Origin of the sequence: Pseudomonas sp. NBRC 111133 (assembly GCF_001320605.1) — a bacterium.
GTDB classification, from domain to species: domain Bacteria; phylum Pseudomonadota; class Gammaproteobacteria; order Pseudomonadales; family Pseudomonadaceae; genus Aquipseudomonas; species Aquipseudomonas monteilii.
The window spans coordinates 1-17,431 of the sequence record NZ_BCBJ01000077.1; the positions used below are offsets into that span (position 1 = coordinate 1).

General features: G+C 61.8%; 12 protein-coding genes. 9 read left to right on the forward strand and 3 right to left on the reverse strand.

The features are described from left to right. Nucleotides 1-4,041, reverse strand: a 4,041-nt coding sequence (locus APH36_RS18285; protein WP_156342162.1) for an Ig-like domain-containing protein, incomplete at its 3' end; no start/stop codon positions are given. A gap of 192 nt (nt 4,042-4,233) precedes the next feature. After that, complete coding sequence (gene norR, locus APH36_RS18290) at nt 4,234-5,790, reverse strand: nitric oxide reductase transcriptional regulator NorR (RefSeq protein WP_060499733.1); 1,557 nt, start codon at nt 5,788-5,790, stop codon at nt 4,234-4,236. A gap of 154 nt (nt 5,791-5,944) precedes the next feature. Here norR and hmpA point away from each other — a divergent pair, with 154 nt between their 5' ends. The 8 genes from hmpA to alaC all read left to right on the forward strand — a co-directional run bounded on the left by hmpA (nt 5,945) and on the right by alaC (nt 14,865). After that, complete coding sequence (gene hmpA, locus APH36_RS18295; protein WP_060499734.1) at nt 5,945-7,123, forward strand: NO-inducible flavohemoprotein; 1,179 nt, start codon at nt 5,945-5,947, stop codon at nt 7,121-7,123. Between the two features lie 368 nt (nt 7,124-7,491). After that, nucleotides 7,492-7,998 (forward strand): disulfide bond formation protein B, encoded by a 507-nt coding sequence (locus tag APH36_RS18300; protein ID WP_016713239.1) that lies wholly within the window; start codon nt 7,492-7,494, stop codon nt 7,996-7,998. Between the two features lie 559 nt (nt 7,999-8,557). Further along, a complete protein-coding gene (gene cyoA, locus APH36_RS18305; RefSeq protein WP_060499735.1) occupies nt 8,558-9,499 on the forward strand; it encodes a ubiquinol oxidase subunit II in 942 nt (313 codons plus the stop codon). A gap of 3 nt (nt 9,500-9,502) precedes the next feature. Then, nucleotides 9,503-11,521 carry a cytochrome o ubiquinol oxidase subunit I gene (cyoB, locus tag APH36_RS18310; protein WP_060499736.1) on the forward strand — a complete coding sequence of 673 codons (2,019 nt, stop codon included), beginning with the start codon at nt 9,503-9,505 and terminating at the stop codon, nt 11,519-11,521. 3 nt (nt 11,522-11,524) lie between these two features. Continuing rightward, nucleotides 11,525-12,151 carry a cytochrome o ubiquinol oxidase subunit III gene (cyoC, locus tag APH36_RS18315; protein ID WP_012051225.1) on the forward strand — a complete coding sequence of 209 codons (627 nt, stop codon included), beginning with the start codon at nt 11,525-11,527 and terminating at the stop codon, nt 12,149-12,151. Continuing rightward, a complete protein-coding gene (cyoD, locus tag APH36_RS18320) occupies nt 12,151-12,483 on the forward strand; it encodes a cytochrome o ubiquinol oxidase subunit IV (RefSeq protein ID WP_003248599.1) in 333 nt (110 codons plus the stop codon). The genes cyoC and cyoD overlap by 1 nt, the downstream gene beginning before the upstream one ends. Nucleotides 12,484-12,494: 11 nt before the next feature. After that, nucleotides 12,495-13,382, forward strand: coding sequence for a heme o synthase (gene cyoE / locus APH36_RS18325; RefSeq protein ID WP_012270561.1), 888 nt, complete (start codon nt 12,495-12,497; stop codon nt 13,380-13,382). A 274-nt stretch (nt 13,383-13,656) separates the two neighbouring features. Further along, nucleotides 13,657-14,865 (forward strand): alanine transaminase, encoded by a 1,209-nt coding sequence (gene alaC, locus APH36_RS18330; protein WP_060499737.1) that lies wholly within the window; start codon nt 13,657-13,659, stop codon nt 14,863-14,865. 304 nt (nt 14,866-15,169) lie between these two features. On the opposite strand, the gene APH36_RS18335 is transcribed toward alaC, so the two are convergent. After that, nucleotides 15,170-15,952 carry an IclR family transcriptional regulator gene (locus tag APH36_RS18335; protein WP_060499738.1) on the reverse strand — a complete coding sequence of 261 codons (783 nt, stop codon included), beginning with the start codon at nt 15,950-15,952 and terminating at the stop codon, nt 15,170-15,172. Between the two features lie 174 nt (nt 15,953-16,126). Here APH36_RS18335 and hmgA point away from each other — a divergent pair, with 174 nt between their 5' ends. Continuing rightward, nucleotides 16,127-17,428: a homogentisate 1,2-dioxygenase gene (gene hmgA, locus APH36_RS18340; protein ID WP_060499739.1), complete on the forward strand. Its 1,302-nt coding sequence runs from the start codon at nt 16,127-16,129 to the stop codon at nt 17,426-17,428. The last annotated feature ends 3 nt before the right edge of the window (nt 17,429-17,431 follow it).

Here is a 17,431-nt window from a genome sequence, read left to right on the forward strand (position 1 = left end):
TATGTTGCCTGCTGCATCGGTGGCGGTGGCCTGCAGCACTTCGCCGTCTACTTGCGGCGGGTTGAGGTTGATGCTGAACACACCGGTCGGGCCGACCACGGCGGTGCCCAGTTCGGTGCCGTCGGCGGCAACGATACGCACGGTACTGCCCGGTTCGGCCCTGCCGGTAAGCACGGTGCCGTCGGCGCTGACGGCCAGTTCGGTCGGTGCGGCAGGCGCGGTAATGTCTGGCGCGGAGATCTGTGCGGGCAGCGAAGAGACGCCGCTGTCATCGATGGCGACGACATCCAGCAGTTCACCGTTGGCTTGTGGCGGGTTCAGTTCGATGCTGAAAGTGCCATCGGGATTGGCGATGGCGCTGCCGATCAGCATGCCGTTGGCATCGTGTACTTCTACTCGGGTGCCCGCCGGGGCGGAACCGGTGAGGGTAGTGCCGTCTGCATCGATGACCAGGTTACTCGGGCTGTCTGGCGCGGTGGTGAGTGGTACATCGTATTCGAGGGCAACGGAGGCGTTGCCGCTGGGGTCGGTCTGTACCAGGCTCAGCTGGTCACCCGGTTGTACCGCCGGATCAAGGTTGATGAGGAAGGTGCCATTGGCTCCGACCACCCCGGTACCGATCACGGTGCCGTTGGCATCGCGGACTTCGACGGTAGCCCCCGGTTCGCCACGCCCGCTCAGGACCAGGCCGCTGCTGCCGACTGCGATGTCGCTGACAGCGGCAGGAGGCGTGATATCCGGGGCATCGAACTGCAGCGGCGCGGAAGTGTTGCCAGCTGCGTCCACCAGACGAACGTCCAGCGCTTCGCCGTTGGCCTGGGCTGGGTTAAGGGTGACGCTGAACAGGCCATCGGCACCGACCACGCCCGTACCAATGATAGTGCCTGCGGCATCACGCACCTGCACGGTGGCGCCTGGCTCGCCGCGACCGGTGAAGGTCACGCCATCGGCCAAGGCCAGGTCGGTGGGTTGAGCTGGAGGCAGCAGGTCGGCAGAGGTTACCGAGCCCGACGGCGATACGTTGCCGGCAGCATCGGTCAGGGTGACTTGCAAGGTGCTGCCGTCGATCACGGCAGGGCTCAAGGACACCACAAAGGTACCATCCGGCCCAACAGTGCCGGTCGCCAGCAGGTTGCCGGCAGCGTCACGGACCTGCACGGTGGTGCCCGCTTCGCCACGGCCACTCAGTTGGCTACCGGCCACGCCGATCACCAGGTCGGTTGGCGCTGCGGGTGGCGTGGTATCGACACCGTCGATATCCGGTGCGGTGACCGAGCTGGCTGTGGATGTGTTGCCGGCCGCATCGGTGGCGGTGGCTTGCAATACTTCGCCATCGACCTGCGGCGGGTTGAGGTTGATGCTGAACACGCCGGTAGGGCCAACCACGGCGGTGCCCAGTTCGGTGCCGTCAGCGGCAACGATACGCACGGTGCTGCCCGGTTCGGCTCGGCCGGTAATCACGCTACCGTTGGCGCTGACAGCCAGTTCGGTTGGTGCGGCTGGCGCAGTGATATCCGGGGCATCGAACTGCAGCGGGGCAGAAGTGTTGCCGGCCGCGTCCACCAACCGAACGTCCAGCGCTTCGCCATTGGCCTGGGCTGGGTTAAGGGTGACGCTGAACAGGCCATCGGCACCTACCACACCCGTACCAATGAGGGTGCCAGCGGCATCACGCACCTGTACGGTGGCGCCTGGCTCGCCGCGACCGGTGAAGGTCACGCCATCGGCCAAGGCCAGGTCGGTGGGTTGAGCTGGAGGCAGCAGGTCGGCAGAGGTTACCGCGCCCGACGGCGATACGTTGCCGGCAGCATCGGTCAGGGTGACTTGCAAGGTACTGCCGTCGATCACGGCAGGGCTCAAGGACACCACAAAGGTACCATCCGGCCCAACAGTGCCGGTCGCCAGCAGGTTGCCGGCAGCGTCACGGACCTGCACGGTGGTGCCCGCTTCGCCACGGCCACTCAGTTGGCTACCGGCCACGCCGATCACCAGGTCGGTTGGCGCTGCGGGTGGCGTGGTATCGACACCGTCGATATCCGGTGCGGTGACCGAGCTGGCTGTGGATGTGTTGCCGGCCGCATCTGTGGCGGTGGCTTGCAGTACTTCGCCATCGACCTGCGGCGGGTTGAGGTTGATGCTGAACACGCCGGTAGGGCCAACCACGGCGGTGCCCAGTTCGGTGCCGTCAGCGGCAACGATACGCACAGTGCTGCCCGGTTCGGCCCGGCCAGTGAGCACGGTGCCGTCGGCGCTGACGGCCAGTTCGGTCGGTGCGGCGGGCGCGGTAATGTCTGGCGCGGAGATCTGTGCGGGCAGCGAAGAGACGCCGCTGTCATCGATGGCGACGACATCCAGCAGTTCACCGTTGGCTTGTGGCGGGTTCAGTTCGATGCTGAAAGTGCCATCGGGATTGGCGAAGGCGCTGCCGATCAGCGTGCCGTTGGCATCGTGTACTTCTACTCGGGTGCCCGCCGGGGCGGAACCGGTGAGGGTAGTGCCGTCTGCATCGATGGCCAGGTTGCTCGGGCTGTCTGGCGCGGTGGTGAGTGGTACATCGTATTCGAGGGCAACGGAGGCGTTGCCGCTGGGGTCGGTCTGTACCAGGCTCAGCTGGTCACCCGGTTGTACCGCCGGATCAAGGTTGATGAGAAAGGTGCCATTGGCCCCGACCACCCCGGTACCGATCACGGTGCCGTTGGCATCGCGGACTTCGACGGTGGCACCCGGTTCACCTCGGCCGCTCAGCGCCAGGCCGCCACTGCCGACCAGGATGTCGCTGACTGCACTTGGCGGGGTGATGTCGGGTGCTGTGAATTCAAGCGGGATCGAGCTGTTGCCGGCAGCATCCACCAGGCGTATGTCCAGTGCTTCGCCGTTGGCCTGGGCGGGCGACAGCATGACGCTGAACAGCCCGTCGGCACCGACCAAGCCTGTGCCAATCATGTTGCCAGCGGCATCGCGCACCTGCACGGTGGCCCCTGGTTCACCGCGGCCAGTGAGGGTTACGCCGCTGGCAAGGGCGAGGTTGGTGGGCTGGTCTGGGGCGGTCGTATCAGGTGTCTCGACGTCTGGCGCTGAAATACTGGCCGAAGGTGAGGTGTTGCCGGCTGCGTCCTTGGCGCTGACCTCCAAAGCCTGGCCTTCGGTCTGTGGCGGTTGCAGGGTGATGCTGAACTGGCCGTCTGCACCGGCCACGGCTGAGCCCAGCAGCACCCCGTCGGCCCCCCGCACCGAAACCGTAGCGCCGGGTTCTGCACGGCCGGTGAGGGTGGTGCCCTGTTCATTGATGGCAAGGTCGGCAGGTGCAAGCGGCGCAGTCACGTCCGGGGCGGTGACTGTGCCAGGCGTCGAGACGTTGCCGGCACCATCGGTCAGGGTGACTTCAAGGTTCTCGCTGTTAATCTGCGGCGGGTTCAACGTCACGTCGAAGGTGCCGTCGGCACCCACGGTGCCGCTGCCGATCAGGTTGCCGGCAGCATCACGGATGCTCACTGTGGTGCCTGCTTCACCACGGCCGGTCAGGCGCAAGCCATCCGGCGACACCAGCAGGTCGATGGGCGTGGCCGGTGCGGTGGTATCGGGGTCCGAGCCGCCACCGCTGCTACCGCCGCCTCCGTTGTCGGCTGCCGCCGCAGCGCCACCGACGCCAAGCAGGCTGAGCCCGGCAATCGCCCAGGTTGGCATGGCGCTACCGGCGGTGCCGATACCCGCGACCAGTTCGTCCAGCGAGTTCACATCTTCGAAGGTGAAACCGGTGAAGGCCGTTGCATCATATTGCGCGTGCCACAGGGTGCCGTCTTCACCGACGAAGACGATGTCGCTACCGACCCCGGCCTGGTCCACGGCGAAGAAGTTGCCAATGGTGACCTTTTCACCCGATTTCAGGGTGATGATCAGGTCTTGACCACGTTGGGTAACAGTGGCGACCTTGTCGGGGGCTACCGGCATCTGCACGACGCCTGGCCCTTTGAGGTTGATATTGCCCCAGGCGCTCTGAGTGGCGACTTCGGTTTGCTTATCGGCGACGACGATGTTGTCCATGGATGCTCCCTGCTGGTATCTGGATCCCCCGGCCCGAACCGTTCGAGCCACAACCTGCGTCACAGAGCCCTTGCCGGGCCATTCCGCGCAGTCTCGACCAGGCAGTCGAAATTCGGGTGGTTAGGGAGATATAGCAGCCAGGCAGGAAGCAACCAGATGGCTTTCTGGGTTAATCCTTTTGTAAGGTGAGCCTCAGCGAAGCCCCAGCCGGCGGGCCAGTCGGCTCAGGTTTGCGCGGTCCAGGCCCAGCTCGCGGGCCGCTGCCGCCCAATTATTCTGGTGCCGTTGCAGGCAGGCTTCGATCGCTTGGCGCTGGTAGAGGTCGACCGCTTCGCGCAGGCCGCCTTCAGGCAATGGTGCCAGTTGGGCAGGGGCTGCGGGGGAGGGCAGGGCGTTTGGGGTTGCGAGCACCGCGCGCAGGTCCAGGTCGACGGCTTCAAGCGTGAGAATGCGTGGCCGGTCGGGGCGCTGGCCCAGTGCCTTGAGGGCCGAGCGGCCGATCAGGTGCTCCAGCTCGCGCACGTTGCCTGGCCACTCATAGGTCAGCAGCGCGGCCTGGGCTTCGCTACTCAGGCGCAGGCTGTTCAGGCCCAGGCGTGAACGGTTCTGTTCGAGGAAGTAGCCCGCTAATAACAACACATCTCGCCCACGTTCGCGTAAGGGCGGTACGTGCAACGGGTACACACTGAGGCGGTGATAGAAGTCGGCGCGGAAGTTGCCATGGCGTACTTCTGCGGCCAGGTCACGGTTGGTGGCGGCGATCAGGCGCACGTCCACACGGTGCTCGCGGTCCGAGCCCAGGCGCTGCAGTTGGCCGCTTTGCAGCACACGCAACAGTTTGGCTTGCACCGTTAGCGGCAGTTCGCCCACTTCGTCGAGGAACAACGTGCCGCCGTTGGCCAGCTCGAACTTGCCCCGGCGCTCGCCGTGCGCGCCAGTGAAGGCACCGCGTACGTGGCCGAAGAGTTCGCTTTCCACCAAGGTATCGGGCAGGGCGGCGCAGTTGAGGCTGACCAGTGGCTTGTCGGCCCGGTTGCTGGCCTGGTGCAGGGCCTGGGCCACCAGTTCCTTGCCAACGCCCGTTTCGCCAGTGATCAGAACAGTCAGGTCGCTACCGCCGACCAGGCGGATTTCTTCCACCAGGCGCTTATGCGCCGGGCTCTGGCCAATCAGCTCTTTATCCTGGCCGCTGGCCTGGCGGTAGATTTCGGCCCGCAGGTGTTCGTCTTCGGCGCGCAGGGCCAGGTGCTCGATGCGTTCGGCCACGGTAACGGTAGCGGCGGCCAGGCTGGCGAAGGCTTGCAGGGCATCCAGCTCCAGGCTCTGGAACTGCCCGGGGGTGAGGGCATCGAGGGTGACCAGGCCCCAGGGGCGTTCATCAACCATCAACGGGCAACCCATGCAGTCGTGCACTTCCAGGTCGGCATCGGGGGCGTTGACCAGGCCATCGTAAGGGTCGGGCAGTTCGGAGTCGCTGGCGAAACGAGTGGGCTCCGGGCGGCTGAGCAGTATCTGGAAGCGCGGGTGCTCGCTGACCCGGAAGCGTCGGCCCAAGGTGTCAGGGCTCAGGCCATCCACCGCCAGCGGCACCAGCCATTCACCATCCAGGCGCAGCAGCGCGGCGGCATCGCACGGCAGTAGCCCGCGCATGGCTTGCAGCAAGCGGCGGTAGCGCTCCTGGTCGGGCAAGTCGCGGGAGAGGTCGCTGACCAGGGGCAGCAGGGTGGTGAGCAATGGCTTTGCGGTCATAAAGACTCCTATGGGTCGATATGACTATACGACGAGGTGGGTCGTTTTGACATGATTGGCTTCAACCCCTTGATTTTACTGGCGATAAAAGTTGGCACGATTGCTGAAATACCTAACGCAGTCATTTGAAGCCACAGGCTCAGGAGTTGTCGCAATGCTCAATGTCGAACAACGTGCAATCATCAAGGCCACTGTACCCCTGCTGGAAAGCGGCGGCGAAGCGCTGACCACCCACTTCTACAAGATGATGCTCAGCGAGTACCCCGAGGTACGCCCGCTGTTCAACCAAGCCCACCAGGCCAGTGGCGACCAGCCACGTGCTTTGGCCAACGGCGTGCTCATGTATGCGCGCCACATTGACCAACTGGAGCAGCTGGGGGGACTGGTAGGGCAGATCATCAACAAGCACGTTGCCCTGCAGATTCTGCCGGAGCACTATCCGATCGTCGGCAGCTGCCTGCTGCGCGCCATCGAGGAAGTACTGGGCAAGGAAATCGCTACCCCTGAGGTGATCGAGGCCTGGGGCGCGGCCTATGGCCAGCTGGCCGACATCCTGATTGGTGCTGAAGAAAGCCTCTATAAACAGAAGGAAGAAACCGAGGGCGGCTGGCGTGGTACCCGCGAATTCAGCCTGGTGCGCCGCGAGCAGGAAAGCAGCGAAATCGTTTCGTTCTACTTTGCCCCGGTGGATGGTAAACCGGTGCTCAAGGCCGAGCCTGGCCAGTACATTGGCCTGAAGCTGGACATCGACGGTGCTGAACAGCGCCGCAACTATTCGCTGTCGGCGCTGTGCGATGGCAGGGAGTACCGCATCAGCGTCAAGCGCGAGGTGGGCGGCAAGGTGTCCAACTACCTGCACGATGAGCTGGTGGTGGGCGATACCCTGCAACTGTTCCCGCCTGCGGGCGACTTCACCCTGGCGGCCAGCGACAAGCCGCTGGTGCTGATTAGCGGGGGCGTGGGTATTACCCCGACGCTGGCCATGTTGCAGGCGGCGCTGCAAACCCGGCGCGAGGTGCATTTCATTCACTGTACGCGTAACGGCGCGGTGCATGCCTTCCGTGAATGGGTCGATGGCCTGGCGGCGCGTCACCCGCAGCTCAAGCGCTTCTACTGCTATGCCGAGCCGGAGGAGGGTGGTGCGGCTGATGCTGTGGGCCTGTTGAGCGAAGACCTGCTGGCCGAGTGGTTGCCGCAGGCGCGTGATGTGGATGCCTACTTCCTTGGGCCCAAGGGGTTCATGGCGGCGGTGAAGCGTCAGTTGAAAGGGCTGGGTGTGCCGGAGCAGCAGAGCCGTTACGAGTTCTTCGGGCCGGCGGCTGCCTTGGAATGATATAGCGCCTGTACCGGCCTCTTCGCGGGCAGGCCCGCGAAGAGGCCGGTACAGGCAGTACACACCTTCTGCCTATATATAAGGAAAGATGAAACCGGGCTCGCCGTTTTCATCATTAATCTTCCGTTAATCACGGTATCCTTCACTCCCGGGTGTCGAGGGGCTTGCCCCTGCGCGGCACCCGGGCAGCCGCTTTTTTGCCGCCCGGCGTTGAACCGACGCCGTTGCGGTCGGTCTCAGCCTCACCGGATAGCCCTGCGCAGTGCTACCGCGCCGCTCCCTCGGCATGCTCACAGGCCATGCCCAGCGTGTAGACTTGCGCCCAGGCAGGCGGACCACGCTGCCACTATCCATCGAAGGAACCGGCAATGAACGAACAAACATCGCGCCTGAATCGGGAACGGCGCTTTCTGGTGCTGTTGGGCCTGATCTGCCTCTCGCTGATCGGCGGCGCCCTCTATATGCAAGTGGTACTGGGCGAGGCGCCGTGCCCGCTGTGCATCCTGCAGCGTTACGCGCTGCTGTTCATTGCCGTGTTCGCGTTCATCGCCGCCGCGATGCCCGGGCGCCGTAGCCTGACCTTCTTCGAGGTGCTGGTGGTGCTCAGTGCCATTGGCGGAATCATTGCGGCGGGCAACCATGTGTATATACTCGCCAACCCCATGGTCAGTTGTGGCATCGACACCCTGCAACCGATCGTGGACGACCTGCCACTGGCCAAGCTCTGGCCGCTGGCGTTCCAGGTCGACGGCTTCTGCAGCACGCCGTACCCGCCGATCCTCGGTTTGTCACTGGCGCAGTGGGCACTGGTAGCGTTTGTGCTGACCGCCATTCTGGTTCCGCTCGGTATCTATCGCAACCGACGCCAGGCTTAGACAAAAGTCCCGAATTCCATGGGGGCTTTTACGCCGCATGAGAAGAGGGAAAAGTTGCTCGCCGCTTGATCTGGATCAATCCCGAAGCCTTTTAGAATGCGGCTTTGAGGCCTGGCAAGCGGGGTGCGACAAACTGTCGCGAAGTTGAATTATTGAGCATCATTGTTACAGATTCTGTAAAAGACTGTTGCTCAATAAGTCATAGTCAAGGGTTGGCGACCTAACTACAATCGCCCCCAATTTCCGTTCGGCACTGCTTGCGAGTCGCAGGATTGAAGGAAGCCCCAGCGCTCCTTTTTGCTGACTTCGTCAAGTTTCGCCCAACGGCGATACCGGGCGGACCCCCCTCCGCGTTTTCCCGCACCAAATGGACTTGGTCTGAAGTACAGGCCTGTTGCCTACGAAACCATAAGCACCGCTAACACGCTCGAAGCCAAGGTCCTGCAGTCGGACCCCAGGCAGGAGCGAGTACGGGCGCGAAATGCCTCACTTGGCAGGACGAAGTGTTGGCTACCAAAACACAAATTGCATTGAAGCAAGCTGATCTAGAGGTCGTGAGATGAGTAAAAAGCGTTACCCCAGACTGTTTGGCATATTGCCCTTTTTAGGCATGCTTTTACTCAGTGGGTGCAACTGGACCCTGCTCGACCCGAAGGGCCAGGTCGGCATTGAGCAAAAGAACCTGATCCTGATCGCTACCGGCCTGATGCTGCTGGTGGTAATCCCTGTCATCATCATGACCCTGGTGTTCGCCTGGAAGTACCGTGCTTCCAACAAGGCAGCCACCTACACCCCTGACTGGTCGCACTCGACCAAGATCGAGGCCGCGGTGTGGATCATCCCGATCCTGATCATCATCGCCCTGGGTTACGTCACCTACCACTCCACTCACAAGCTGGACCCATACCGTCCACTGGATTCCGATGTGAAGCCGGTGCAGATCGACGTGGTCGCGCTGGACTGGAAGTGGCTGTTCATCTACCCGGAGCAGGGCATTGCCACGGTCAACAAGATCGTCTTCCCGGCTAACACCCCGGTCAACTTCCGCGTCACTTCCGACGCCGTGATGAACTCGTTCTTCATCCCGGGCCTGGGCGGCCAGATCTACGCCATGGCCGGCATGACCACCAAGCTGCACCTGATCGCCAACGAAAACGGCGAGTTCGACGGTATCAGCGCCAACTATAGCGGTGCTGGCTTCACCGGCATGAAATTCAAGGCTACTGCCACCTCCCAGGAAGACTTCGACAAGTGGGTCGCCGAGGTCAAGCAGTCGCCGAAGAAGCTGGACAAGGCCGAATACGACGCCTTGGCCAAACCAAGCGAAAACAACCCAGTCGCGCTGTACAGCGAGGCTTCGCCTGAGCAGTTCCAGCTGATCGTCGACAAGTACGAAGGCATGAACCGCGGTCGTAGCCACGAAGAAGCAGGCAGCAAAGACCTGGCCACAACCAAGGGTGTGGAATCGAGTATGCAACCAGCTGCCGGTGCAGAGGAGTAAGAGATGTTCGGTAAACTAAGCCTGGAGGCGATACCCTATCACGAGCCGATAGTCATGGTGACGCTTGCCATGATCGCGCTCGGCGGTATCGCTGTCGTCGGTCTTATCACCTATTTCCGCAAGTGGACCTACTTGTGGAGCGAGTGGCTGACTACTGTCGACCACAAAAAGATCGGCGTGATGTACATCATCGTCGCGATGATCATGCTGCTGCGCGGCTTTGCCGACGCCATCATGATGCGTACCCAGCTGGCTGCCGCAACCGGTGGCTCCGAAGGCTACCTGCCGCCTGAACACTATGACCAGATCTTCACCGCTCACGGTGTGATCATGATCATCTTCATGGCGATGCCGTTCTTCACCGGCCTGATGAACCTGGCGGTTCCTCTGCAGATCGGTGCACGTGACGTTGCCTTCCCGTTCCTGAACTCCCTGAGCTTCTACCTGCTGCTGGCAGGCGTGCTGCTGGTCAACATCTCGCTGGGCGTTGGTGAATTCGCCAAGACCGGCTGGGTTGCCTATCCGCCGCTCGCTGGCATTCAGTACAGCCCTGGGGTGGGCGTTGACTACTACATCTGGGCGCTACAGCTATCCGGATTGGGTACGACGCTTACCGGCGTGAACTTCCTCGTCACCGTGATGAAGATGCGCGCACCTGGCATGAAGCTGATGGACATGCCGATCTTCACCTGGACCTGCACCTGGGCCAACGTACTGATCGTTGCTTCGTTCCCGATCCTGACTGCTGCACTCGCGCTGCTGACTGTTGACCGTTATCTGGACTTCCACATTTTCACCAACGAGCTTGGTGGGAACCCGATGATGTACGTCAACCTGTTCTGGGCGTGGGGTCACCCTGAGGTTTACATCCTGATCCTGCCGGCCTTCGGTGTGTTCTCGGAAGTTACCTCGACGTTCTCTGGCAAACGCCTGTTCGGCCACCACTCGATGATCTACGCATCGGGCGCGATCGCCATCCTGGGCTTTGCGGTATGGCTGCACCACTTCTTCACCATGGGTGCCGGCGCCAGCGTCAACACCTTCTTCGGCCTGGCGACGATGCTGATCTCCATTCCGACCGGTGTGAAGCTGTTCAACTGGTTGTTCACCATGTACCAAGGCCGTGTGCGCTTCACCGCACCGATGCTCTGGACCCTGGGCTTCATGGTCACCTTCTCCATCGGTGGCATGACCGGCGTACTGCTGGCCGTTCCAGGTGCTGACTTCGTCCTGCACAACAGCCTGTTCGTTATTGCGCACTTCCACAACGTGATCATCGGTGGCGCGGTATTCGGCTACATCGCCGGCTTCGCCTTCTGGTTCCCGAAAGCCTTCGGCTTCACCCTGAACGAGAAGTGGGGCAAAGCTGCCTTCTGGTTCTGGCTGTCGGGCTTCTACGTTGCGTTCATGCCGCTGTACGCCCTGGGCTTCATGGGCATGACCCGTCGTCTGAACCACTCCGACAACCCACTGTGGGAACCCTACCTGTACGTAGCCGTTGTCGGCGCCGTGCTGATCCTGTTCGGTATCGCTTGCCAGCTGATCCAGCTCTACGTTTCGATCCGCGATCGCAACCAGAACCTGGACGTGACCGGCGACCCATGGGGCGGCCGTACTCTGGAATGGTCCACTTCGTCGCCACCTCCGTTCTACAACTTCGCTCACATGCCTGAGCAGGTTGGCCTGGACGCATGGCACGAAACCAAGGAAAGCGGCAAGGCTTACAAGCCAGCGACCAAGTTCGACGCTATCCACATGCCGAGCAACACCTCCACCGGTTTGTTCATGGGCCTGTTCCTGACCGTCTTCGGCTTTGCCTTCATCTGGCACATCTGGTGGCTGGTTGGCGCAAGCCTGGTTGCAACCATCGCTGTCTTCGTTCGCCACGCTGCACGTGACGACCAGGGCTACATGGTTCCAGCCGAAGAAGTGGCGCGCATCGAAGGCGAGCGTATGAAAGCGCTGGCCAAAGCAGGTGCTCTGCCTGCCGGCGCACGTGTCGAATCGTTTGAGCGGGTGTAATCAATGTCCAGTCAAGTAATGCACGGCGGCGCTGCTCATGGTCACGACCATGGGCATGACGACCACCACCACGACTCGGGCCAGATGACCGTACTGGGCTTCTGGCTGTACCTGATGACCGACTGCATCCTGTTTGCGTCGCTCTTCGCTACCTACGCGGTGCTGTCCGGCAGTTTTGCCGGCGGCCCGTCGGGTCATGACATCTTCCAGCTCGATTTCGTAGCTGTTGAAACGCTGTTCCTGCTGCTGTCCTCGATCACCTTCGGCTTCGCCATGCTGAAGATGTTCGATGGCAAGAAAGCAGGCGTACTGGGCTGGTTGGCTGTGACCTTCCTGTTCGGTGCAGGCTTCATCGCGATGGAAATCTATGAATTCCATCACCTGATCAGCGAAGGCTTCGGCCCGCAGCGCAGTGGCTTCCTGTCGGGCTTCTTCGCCCTGGTAGGTACCCACGGTCTGCACGTGACGGCTGGTCTGATCTGGATGGCAATCATGATGTACCAGATCAACAAGCACGGCATCACGCCGACCGCCAAGACCCGCATGAGCTGCCTGAGCCTGTTCTGGCACTTCCTGGACGTGGTCTGGATCTGCGTATTCACCGTCGTTTACCTGCTGGGAGTTCTGTAATGGCTAACGCACACGACACTCATCACGAAGGTAACCACGGCAGCGTCAAGTCGTACATGATCGGCTTTGTACTGTCGATCATCCTGACCGCGATCCCGTTCGGCCTGGCCATGACCGCCAGCCTGCCGAAGAACCTGACCGTTCTGATCATCGTTGCCATGGCCGTGATCCAGGTAGTTGTTCACCTGGTTTACTTCCTGCACATGGACCGCTCGAAAGAGCAACGTAACAACGTATCGACGTTCCTGTTCACCACCCTGGTGATCGCTCTGCTTGTCGGCCTGTCGCTGTGGATCATGTTCAGCATCCACTTCGAAATGTTGGCCAAGTGAGGTAAGACTGCATGTCCGTTAAGCACTTTATCCAAATCACCAAACCGGGGATCATTTTCGGTAACGTGCTTTCCGTGGCAGGCGGTTTCTTCCTTGCCTCGAAGGGCCATGTGGATTTCGCCCTGTTCCTGGCGGTGGTGATCGGTACTTCGCTGGTGGTGGCGTCCGGATGCGTGTTCAACAACTGCATCGACCGTGACATCGACCACAAGATGGAGCGCACCAAGAACCGCGTCATGGTGCAGGGCGGCATGTCGCTGCCCCTCGCGCTGATCTACGCCACCCTGCTCGGGGTGGCGGGTTTCAGCCTGCTGTATGTCCAGGCCAACCCGCTGTCGGCGTTCTGTGCGCTGATCGGCTTCATCGTCTACGTCGGTTTCTACAGCCTGTGGCTGAAGCGTAAATCGGTGCACGGCACCTTGGTCGGCAGCCTGTCTGGTGCCATGCCTCCGGTGATAGGCTACTGCGCCGTGAGCAACAGCTTCGACCTGGCTGCAGTGACCCTGCTGGTGATGTTCAGCCTGTGGCAGATGCCGCACAGCTTTGCCATCGCTATCTTCCGCTTCAAGGATTACAGCGCTGCCAACATTCCGGTCCTGCCGGTGGCACGTGGCGTCCTGGCGGCGAAGAAGCAGATCGTGCTGTACGTGCTGGCCTTCGTGCTCGCCACCTTGATGCTGACCCTCGGCGGTTACGCCGGCCTCGGCTACTTGGCCGTGGCAGCAGCCATGGGCCTTTACTGGCTGTACATGGCATGGGGCGGCTACAAGGCCGAGGACGACAGCAAGTGGGCCCGTAAAGTGTTCGGCTTCTCCATCCTCACCGTCACTGCCCTGAGCGTGATGATGGGCGTGGACAGCCAGACTGCTGCGGACGTGCTGATGACCTACGCACGCTGATCGACGCGAGTGCTTCACTAAAAACCCCGGCCATTGTGCCGGGTTTTTTTATGTTTGTTTTTCCTGTAGCGGCCTCTTCGCGGGCTTGCCCGCGAAGAGGCCGGCCCTGAAAACATAAATCTTTAATTTTCAAAAAATACATCTGAAAAATTCTAACAAAACAGGAAATTATCCTTTACAGGTACCATGTTTCGGCACTATCTTCTGATCCAGGCCGCCACATCGGCCAACGTCGCTCGGACGGTTCCGGGCGCTTACGTACTCAGAGGAAGCCATGGCCAACCCAGGTTCGCCGCGCCGCTTTGCGCGCATTGATCGTCTCCCCCCTTACGTCTTCAATATCACTGCCGAACTCAAGATGGCTGCCCGCCGCCGTGGCGAGGACATCATCGACCTGAGCATGGGCAACCCCGATGGCGCCACCCCGCCGCACATCGTCGAGAAGCTGGTGCAGGTTGCCCAGCGTGAAGACACTCACGGCTACTCCACCTCTCGCGGTATCCCGCGCCTGCGGCGGGCCATTTCCAACTGGTACAAGGAACGCTACGAGGTCGACATCGACCCGGAAAGCGAAGCCATCGTCACTATCGGCTCCAAAGAGGGCCTGGCGCACCTGATGCTGGCCACCCTCGACCAGGGCGACACGGTACTGGTGCCCAACCCCAGCTATCCGATCCATATCTACGGTGCGGTCATTGCCGGTGCCCAGGTGCGTTCGGTGCCGCTGGTGCCGGGCGTGGACTTCTTCAACGAGCTGGAGCGGGCGATCCGCGAGTCGATCCCCAAGCCGAAGATGATGATCCTCGGTTTCCCGTCCAACCCTACTGCCCAATGCGTGGAGCTGGACTTCTTCGAGCGCGTGGTGGCGTTGGCCAAGCAGTACAACGTGCTGGTGGTGCACGACCTGGCCTACGCCGACATCGTCTACGACGGCTGGAAAGCCCCGTCGATCATGCAGGTGCCCGGCGCCAAGGACATTGCGGTGGAGTTCTTCACCTTGTCCAAAAGCTACAACATGGCGGGCTGGCGGATCGGCTTCATGGTCGGTAATCCCGAGCTGGTCAGTGCCTTGGCGCGAATCAAGAGCTATCACGACTACGGCACCTTCACCCCGCTGCAGGTCGCTGCCATCGCTGCGCTGGAAGGTGACCAGCAGTGCGTGCGCGACATCGCCGAGCAGTACCGCCAGCGTCGCAACCTGCTGGTAAAGGGGCTGCACGAACTGGGCTGGATGGTCGAGAACCCCAAGGCCTCGATGTACGTCTGGGCGAAGATTCCGGAGCAGTATGCGCACCTGGGGTCGCTGGAGTTTTCCAAGAAACTGCTGGCCGAGGCCAAGGTGTGCGTGTCGCCGGGGATTGGCTTTGGTGACTATGGCGATGACCATGTGCGCTTTGCCCTGATCGAAAACCAGGATCGCATTCGCCAGGCCATTCGCGGGATCCGGCAGATGTTCCGGGCCGATGGGTTGGCCCGCAAGTAAACCTGTCAGGGCCGCTTTGCGGCCCTTTCGCTACACGAGGCCGCTCTACCGGGGCCGTGCGAGCCCGTCGAGCGCGCAGGTTTTTCTGGGCAAAAAAAAAGGCCGCTGCAAGCCACAGCGGCCAATCGAGACGTTAGATCAAGGAGCTTCAAAATCTACGTCGGTGAACCTCGCAGGCCTGAAAGGCGGGGGGGAAGAGCCCTTCATGCCGGCCAGTGAGTTAAGAATAAGCGCTTGATCCTGTAGGAAAAATAGCTGCTTATGACATTCACCTTTACGTATCGGGCAATAGTGCTACAGGCGCTCACGCGGCCGGCGAATAGCCCATGCGCCAGCTGGTCTCTCGGGCCGCTGCCAGCAGCCGTTGCGCCGCCGGCCCATGTTCGTCGGCATGAAAAATCGACGTTGGCCCGACCACGGTCATCACGGCCACCACCTGCCCCAAGGCATTGAACACCGGTGCCGACAACGCATCCACACCTGGCATCAGCAGGCCGTGCACATGGTGCAGCCCACGGTCGCGAATGCCGGCCAATACCGCCTGGTAGTCCTCTGCATTGTGGTGCAGGGCGGCCAGCTCGCGGTCGCGCAACTCCACGGTCTCGCGCTCGGGCAGGTAGGCGGCGAACACCAGGCCGGTAGAGGAGGTAAGCAGCGGTAGCACCGAGCCGATTTGCGTGACCACGGTGACCGCACGCACTGCCGGTTCAATGCTGACCACGGTCGCGCCCTGGTTACCCCACACGGCAATGAAGCAGCTCTCGTTCAGTTCATCGCGCAATTGCGACAGCGGCAGGGCGGCAATCTTCAACACATCAATGCTGCCCAGCGCCGCCAACCCCACCCGCAATGCTTCGCGACCCAAACCGTAATGGTTGGTGGCACTGTCCTGCTCCGCAAAGCCACTGGCAATCAACGCCTGCAGATAACGGTGCACCTTGCTCGCCGGCATTTGCACATGTTCCGCCAGGCGTGACAGCGAAGTGGAAGGAGAGAGCTCTGCAAGCGCCTTCAGGATGTCGGTGCCGACCTCCGCCGAGCGGACTTTCTGCTTGCCGTTGTCGGCGGGGGAGCTGGCTTTGGTCATGGATATCGGCTTCCGGATTCTTCAAGTCGGGCCTTTATAGCTTGACGCCAAGCGCGGGGCAAATTACGTTATTCGTAATCTGATTACGATAAAAACAATGCAGACGCGCTGTCACCCCACACCGGGCCAGCAGCCAGCTGCCCGCAACGGCTCGGCCAGAGCCCGGAGGCATCGATGAATCGCGACACCTCACCCGACCTTCACTACCTCAGCGGCTTCGGCAACGAATTTGCCAGCGAAGCACTGCCAGGGGCTTTGCCGGTCGGGCAGAACTCCCCGCAGAAGGCGCCCTATGGGCTGTATGCCGAATTGCTCTCGGGCACGGCGTTCACCATGGCCCGCAGTGAGCTACGCCGTACCTGGCTTTATCGTATTCGCCCGTCTGCACTGCACCCACGTTTCGAGCGCCTGGCGCGCCAGCCGCTGAGCGGGCCGTTGGGTGGCATCAACCCTAATCGCCTGCGCTGGAGCCCGCAGCCGATCCCTGCCGAACCGACCGACTTCATCGAGGGCTGGCTGCCGATGGTGGCCAACGCTGCGGCGGAAAAACCGGCCGGTGTGAGTATCTACATCTACCGCGCCAACCGTTCCATGGAGCGTGTTTTCTTCAACGCCGACGGTGAACTGCTGCTGGTGCCGGAGCTGGGCCGCCTGCGCATTGCCACCGAGCTGGGCGTGATGGAGGTCGAACCGCTGGAGATCGCGGTGATTCCTCGCGGCATGAAGTTCCGTGTCGAACTGCTCGATGGCCAGGCCCGCGGCTACATCGCCGAAAACCATGGCGCGCCGCTGCGCATCCCGGACCTGGGCCCTATCGGCAGCAATGGCCTGGCCAACCCGCGCGACTTCCTCACCCCGGTGGCGCACTACGAAGAAGCCGAAGGGCCGGTGCAACTGGTGCAAAAGTTCCTCGGCGAGCACTGGGCTTGCGAACTGCAGCATTCACCGCTGGATGTGGTGGCCTGGCACGGCAGCAACGTCCCGTACAAATACGACCTGCGCCGCTTCAACACCATCGGTACCGTCAGCTTCGACCACCCGGACCCCTCGATCTTCACCGTGCTGACTTCGCCGACCAGCGTACATGGCCTGGCCAACATGGACTTCGTGATCTTCCCGCCACGCTGGATGGTGGCCGAGAACACCTTCCGTCCACCTTGGTTCCACCGCAACCTGATGAACGAGTTCATGGGCCTGATCAACGGTGCCTACGATGCCAAGGCCGAAGGCTTCCTGCCGGGTGGTGCCTCGTTGCACGGGGTGATGAGCGCCCATGGTCCCGACGCAGAAACCTGCGAAAAGGCCATTGCCGCCGACCTGGCGCCGCACAAGATCGACAACACCATGGCTTTCATGTTCGAGACCAGCCAAGTGCTGCGCCCGAGCCAGCAAGCCCTTGAATGCCCGCAATTGCAGGCCGACTACGATAGTTGCTGGGCCACCTTGCCGAGCACCTTCAACCCGAACCGGAGATAACCC

What these genes read in the sequence shown, in the direction of transcription:
- norR (WP_060499733.1), bottom strand. Translation starts at nt 5,790, where the DNA reads ATGACCGCAAAGCCATTGCTCACCACCCTGCTGCCCCTGGTCAGCGAC.
- hmpA (WP_060499734.1), top strand. Translation starts at nt 5,945, where the DNA reads ATGCTCAATGTCGAACAACGTGCAATCATCAAGGCCACTGTACCCCTG.
- APH36_RS18300 (WP_016713239.1), top strand. Translation starts at nt 7,492, where the DNA reads ATGAACGAACAAACATCGCGCCTGAATCGGGAACGGCGCTTTCTGGTG.
- cyoA (WP_060499735.1), top strand. Translation starts at nt 8,558, where the DNA reads ATGAGTAAAAAGCGTTACCCCAGACTGTTTGGCATATTGCCCTTTTTA.
- cyoB (WP_060499736.1), top strand. Translation starts at nt 9,503, where the DNA reads ATGTTCGGTAAACTAAGCCTGGAGGCGATACCCTATCACGAGCCGATA.
- cyoC (WP_012051225.1), top strand. Translation starts at nt 11,525, where the DNA reads ATGTCCAGTCAAGTAATGCACGGCGGCGCTGCTCATGGTCACGACCAT.
- cyoD (WP_003248599.1), top strand. Translation starts at nt 12,151, where the DNA reads ATGGCTAACGCACACGACACTCATCACGAAGGTAACCACGGCAGCGTC.
- cyoE (WP_012270561.1), top strand. Translation starts at nt 12,495, where the DNA reads ATGTCCGTTAAGCACTTTATCCAAATCACCAAACCGGGGATCATTTTC.
- alaC (WP_060499737.1), top strand. Translation starts at nt 13,657, where the DNA reads ATGGCCAACCCAGGTTCGCCGCGCCGCTTTGCGCGCATTGATCGTCTC.
- APH36_RS18335 (WP_060499738.1), bottom strand. Translation starts at nt 15,952, where the DNA reads ATGACCAAAGCCAGCTCCCCCGCCGACAACGGCAAGCAGAAAGTCCGC.
- hmgA (WP_060499739.1), top strand. Translation starts at nt 16,127, where the DNA reads ATGAATCGCGACACCTCACCCGACCTTCACTACCTCAGCGGCTTCGGC.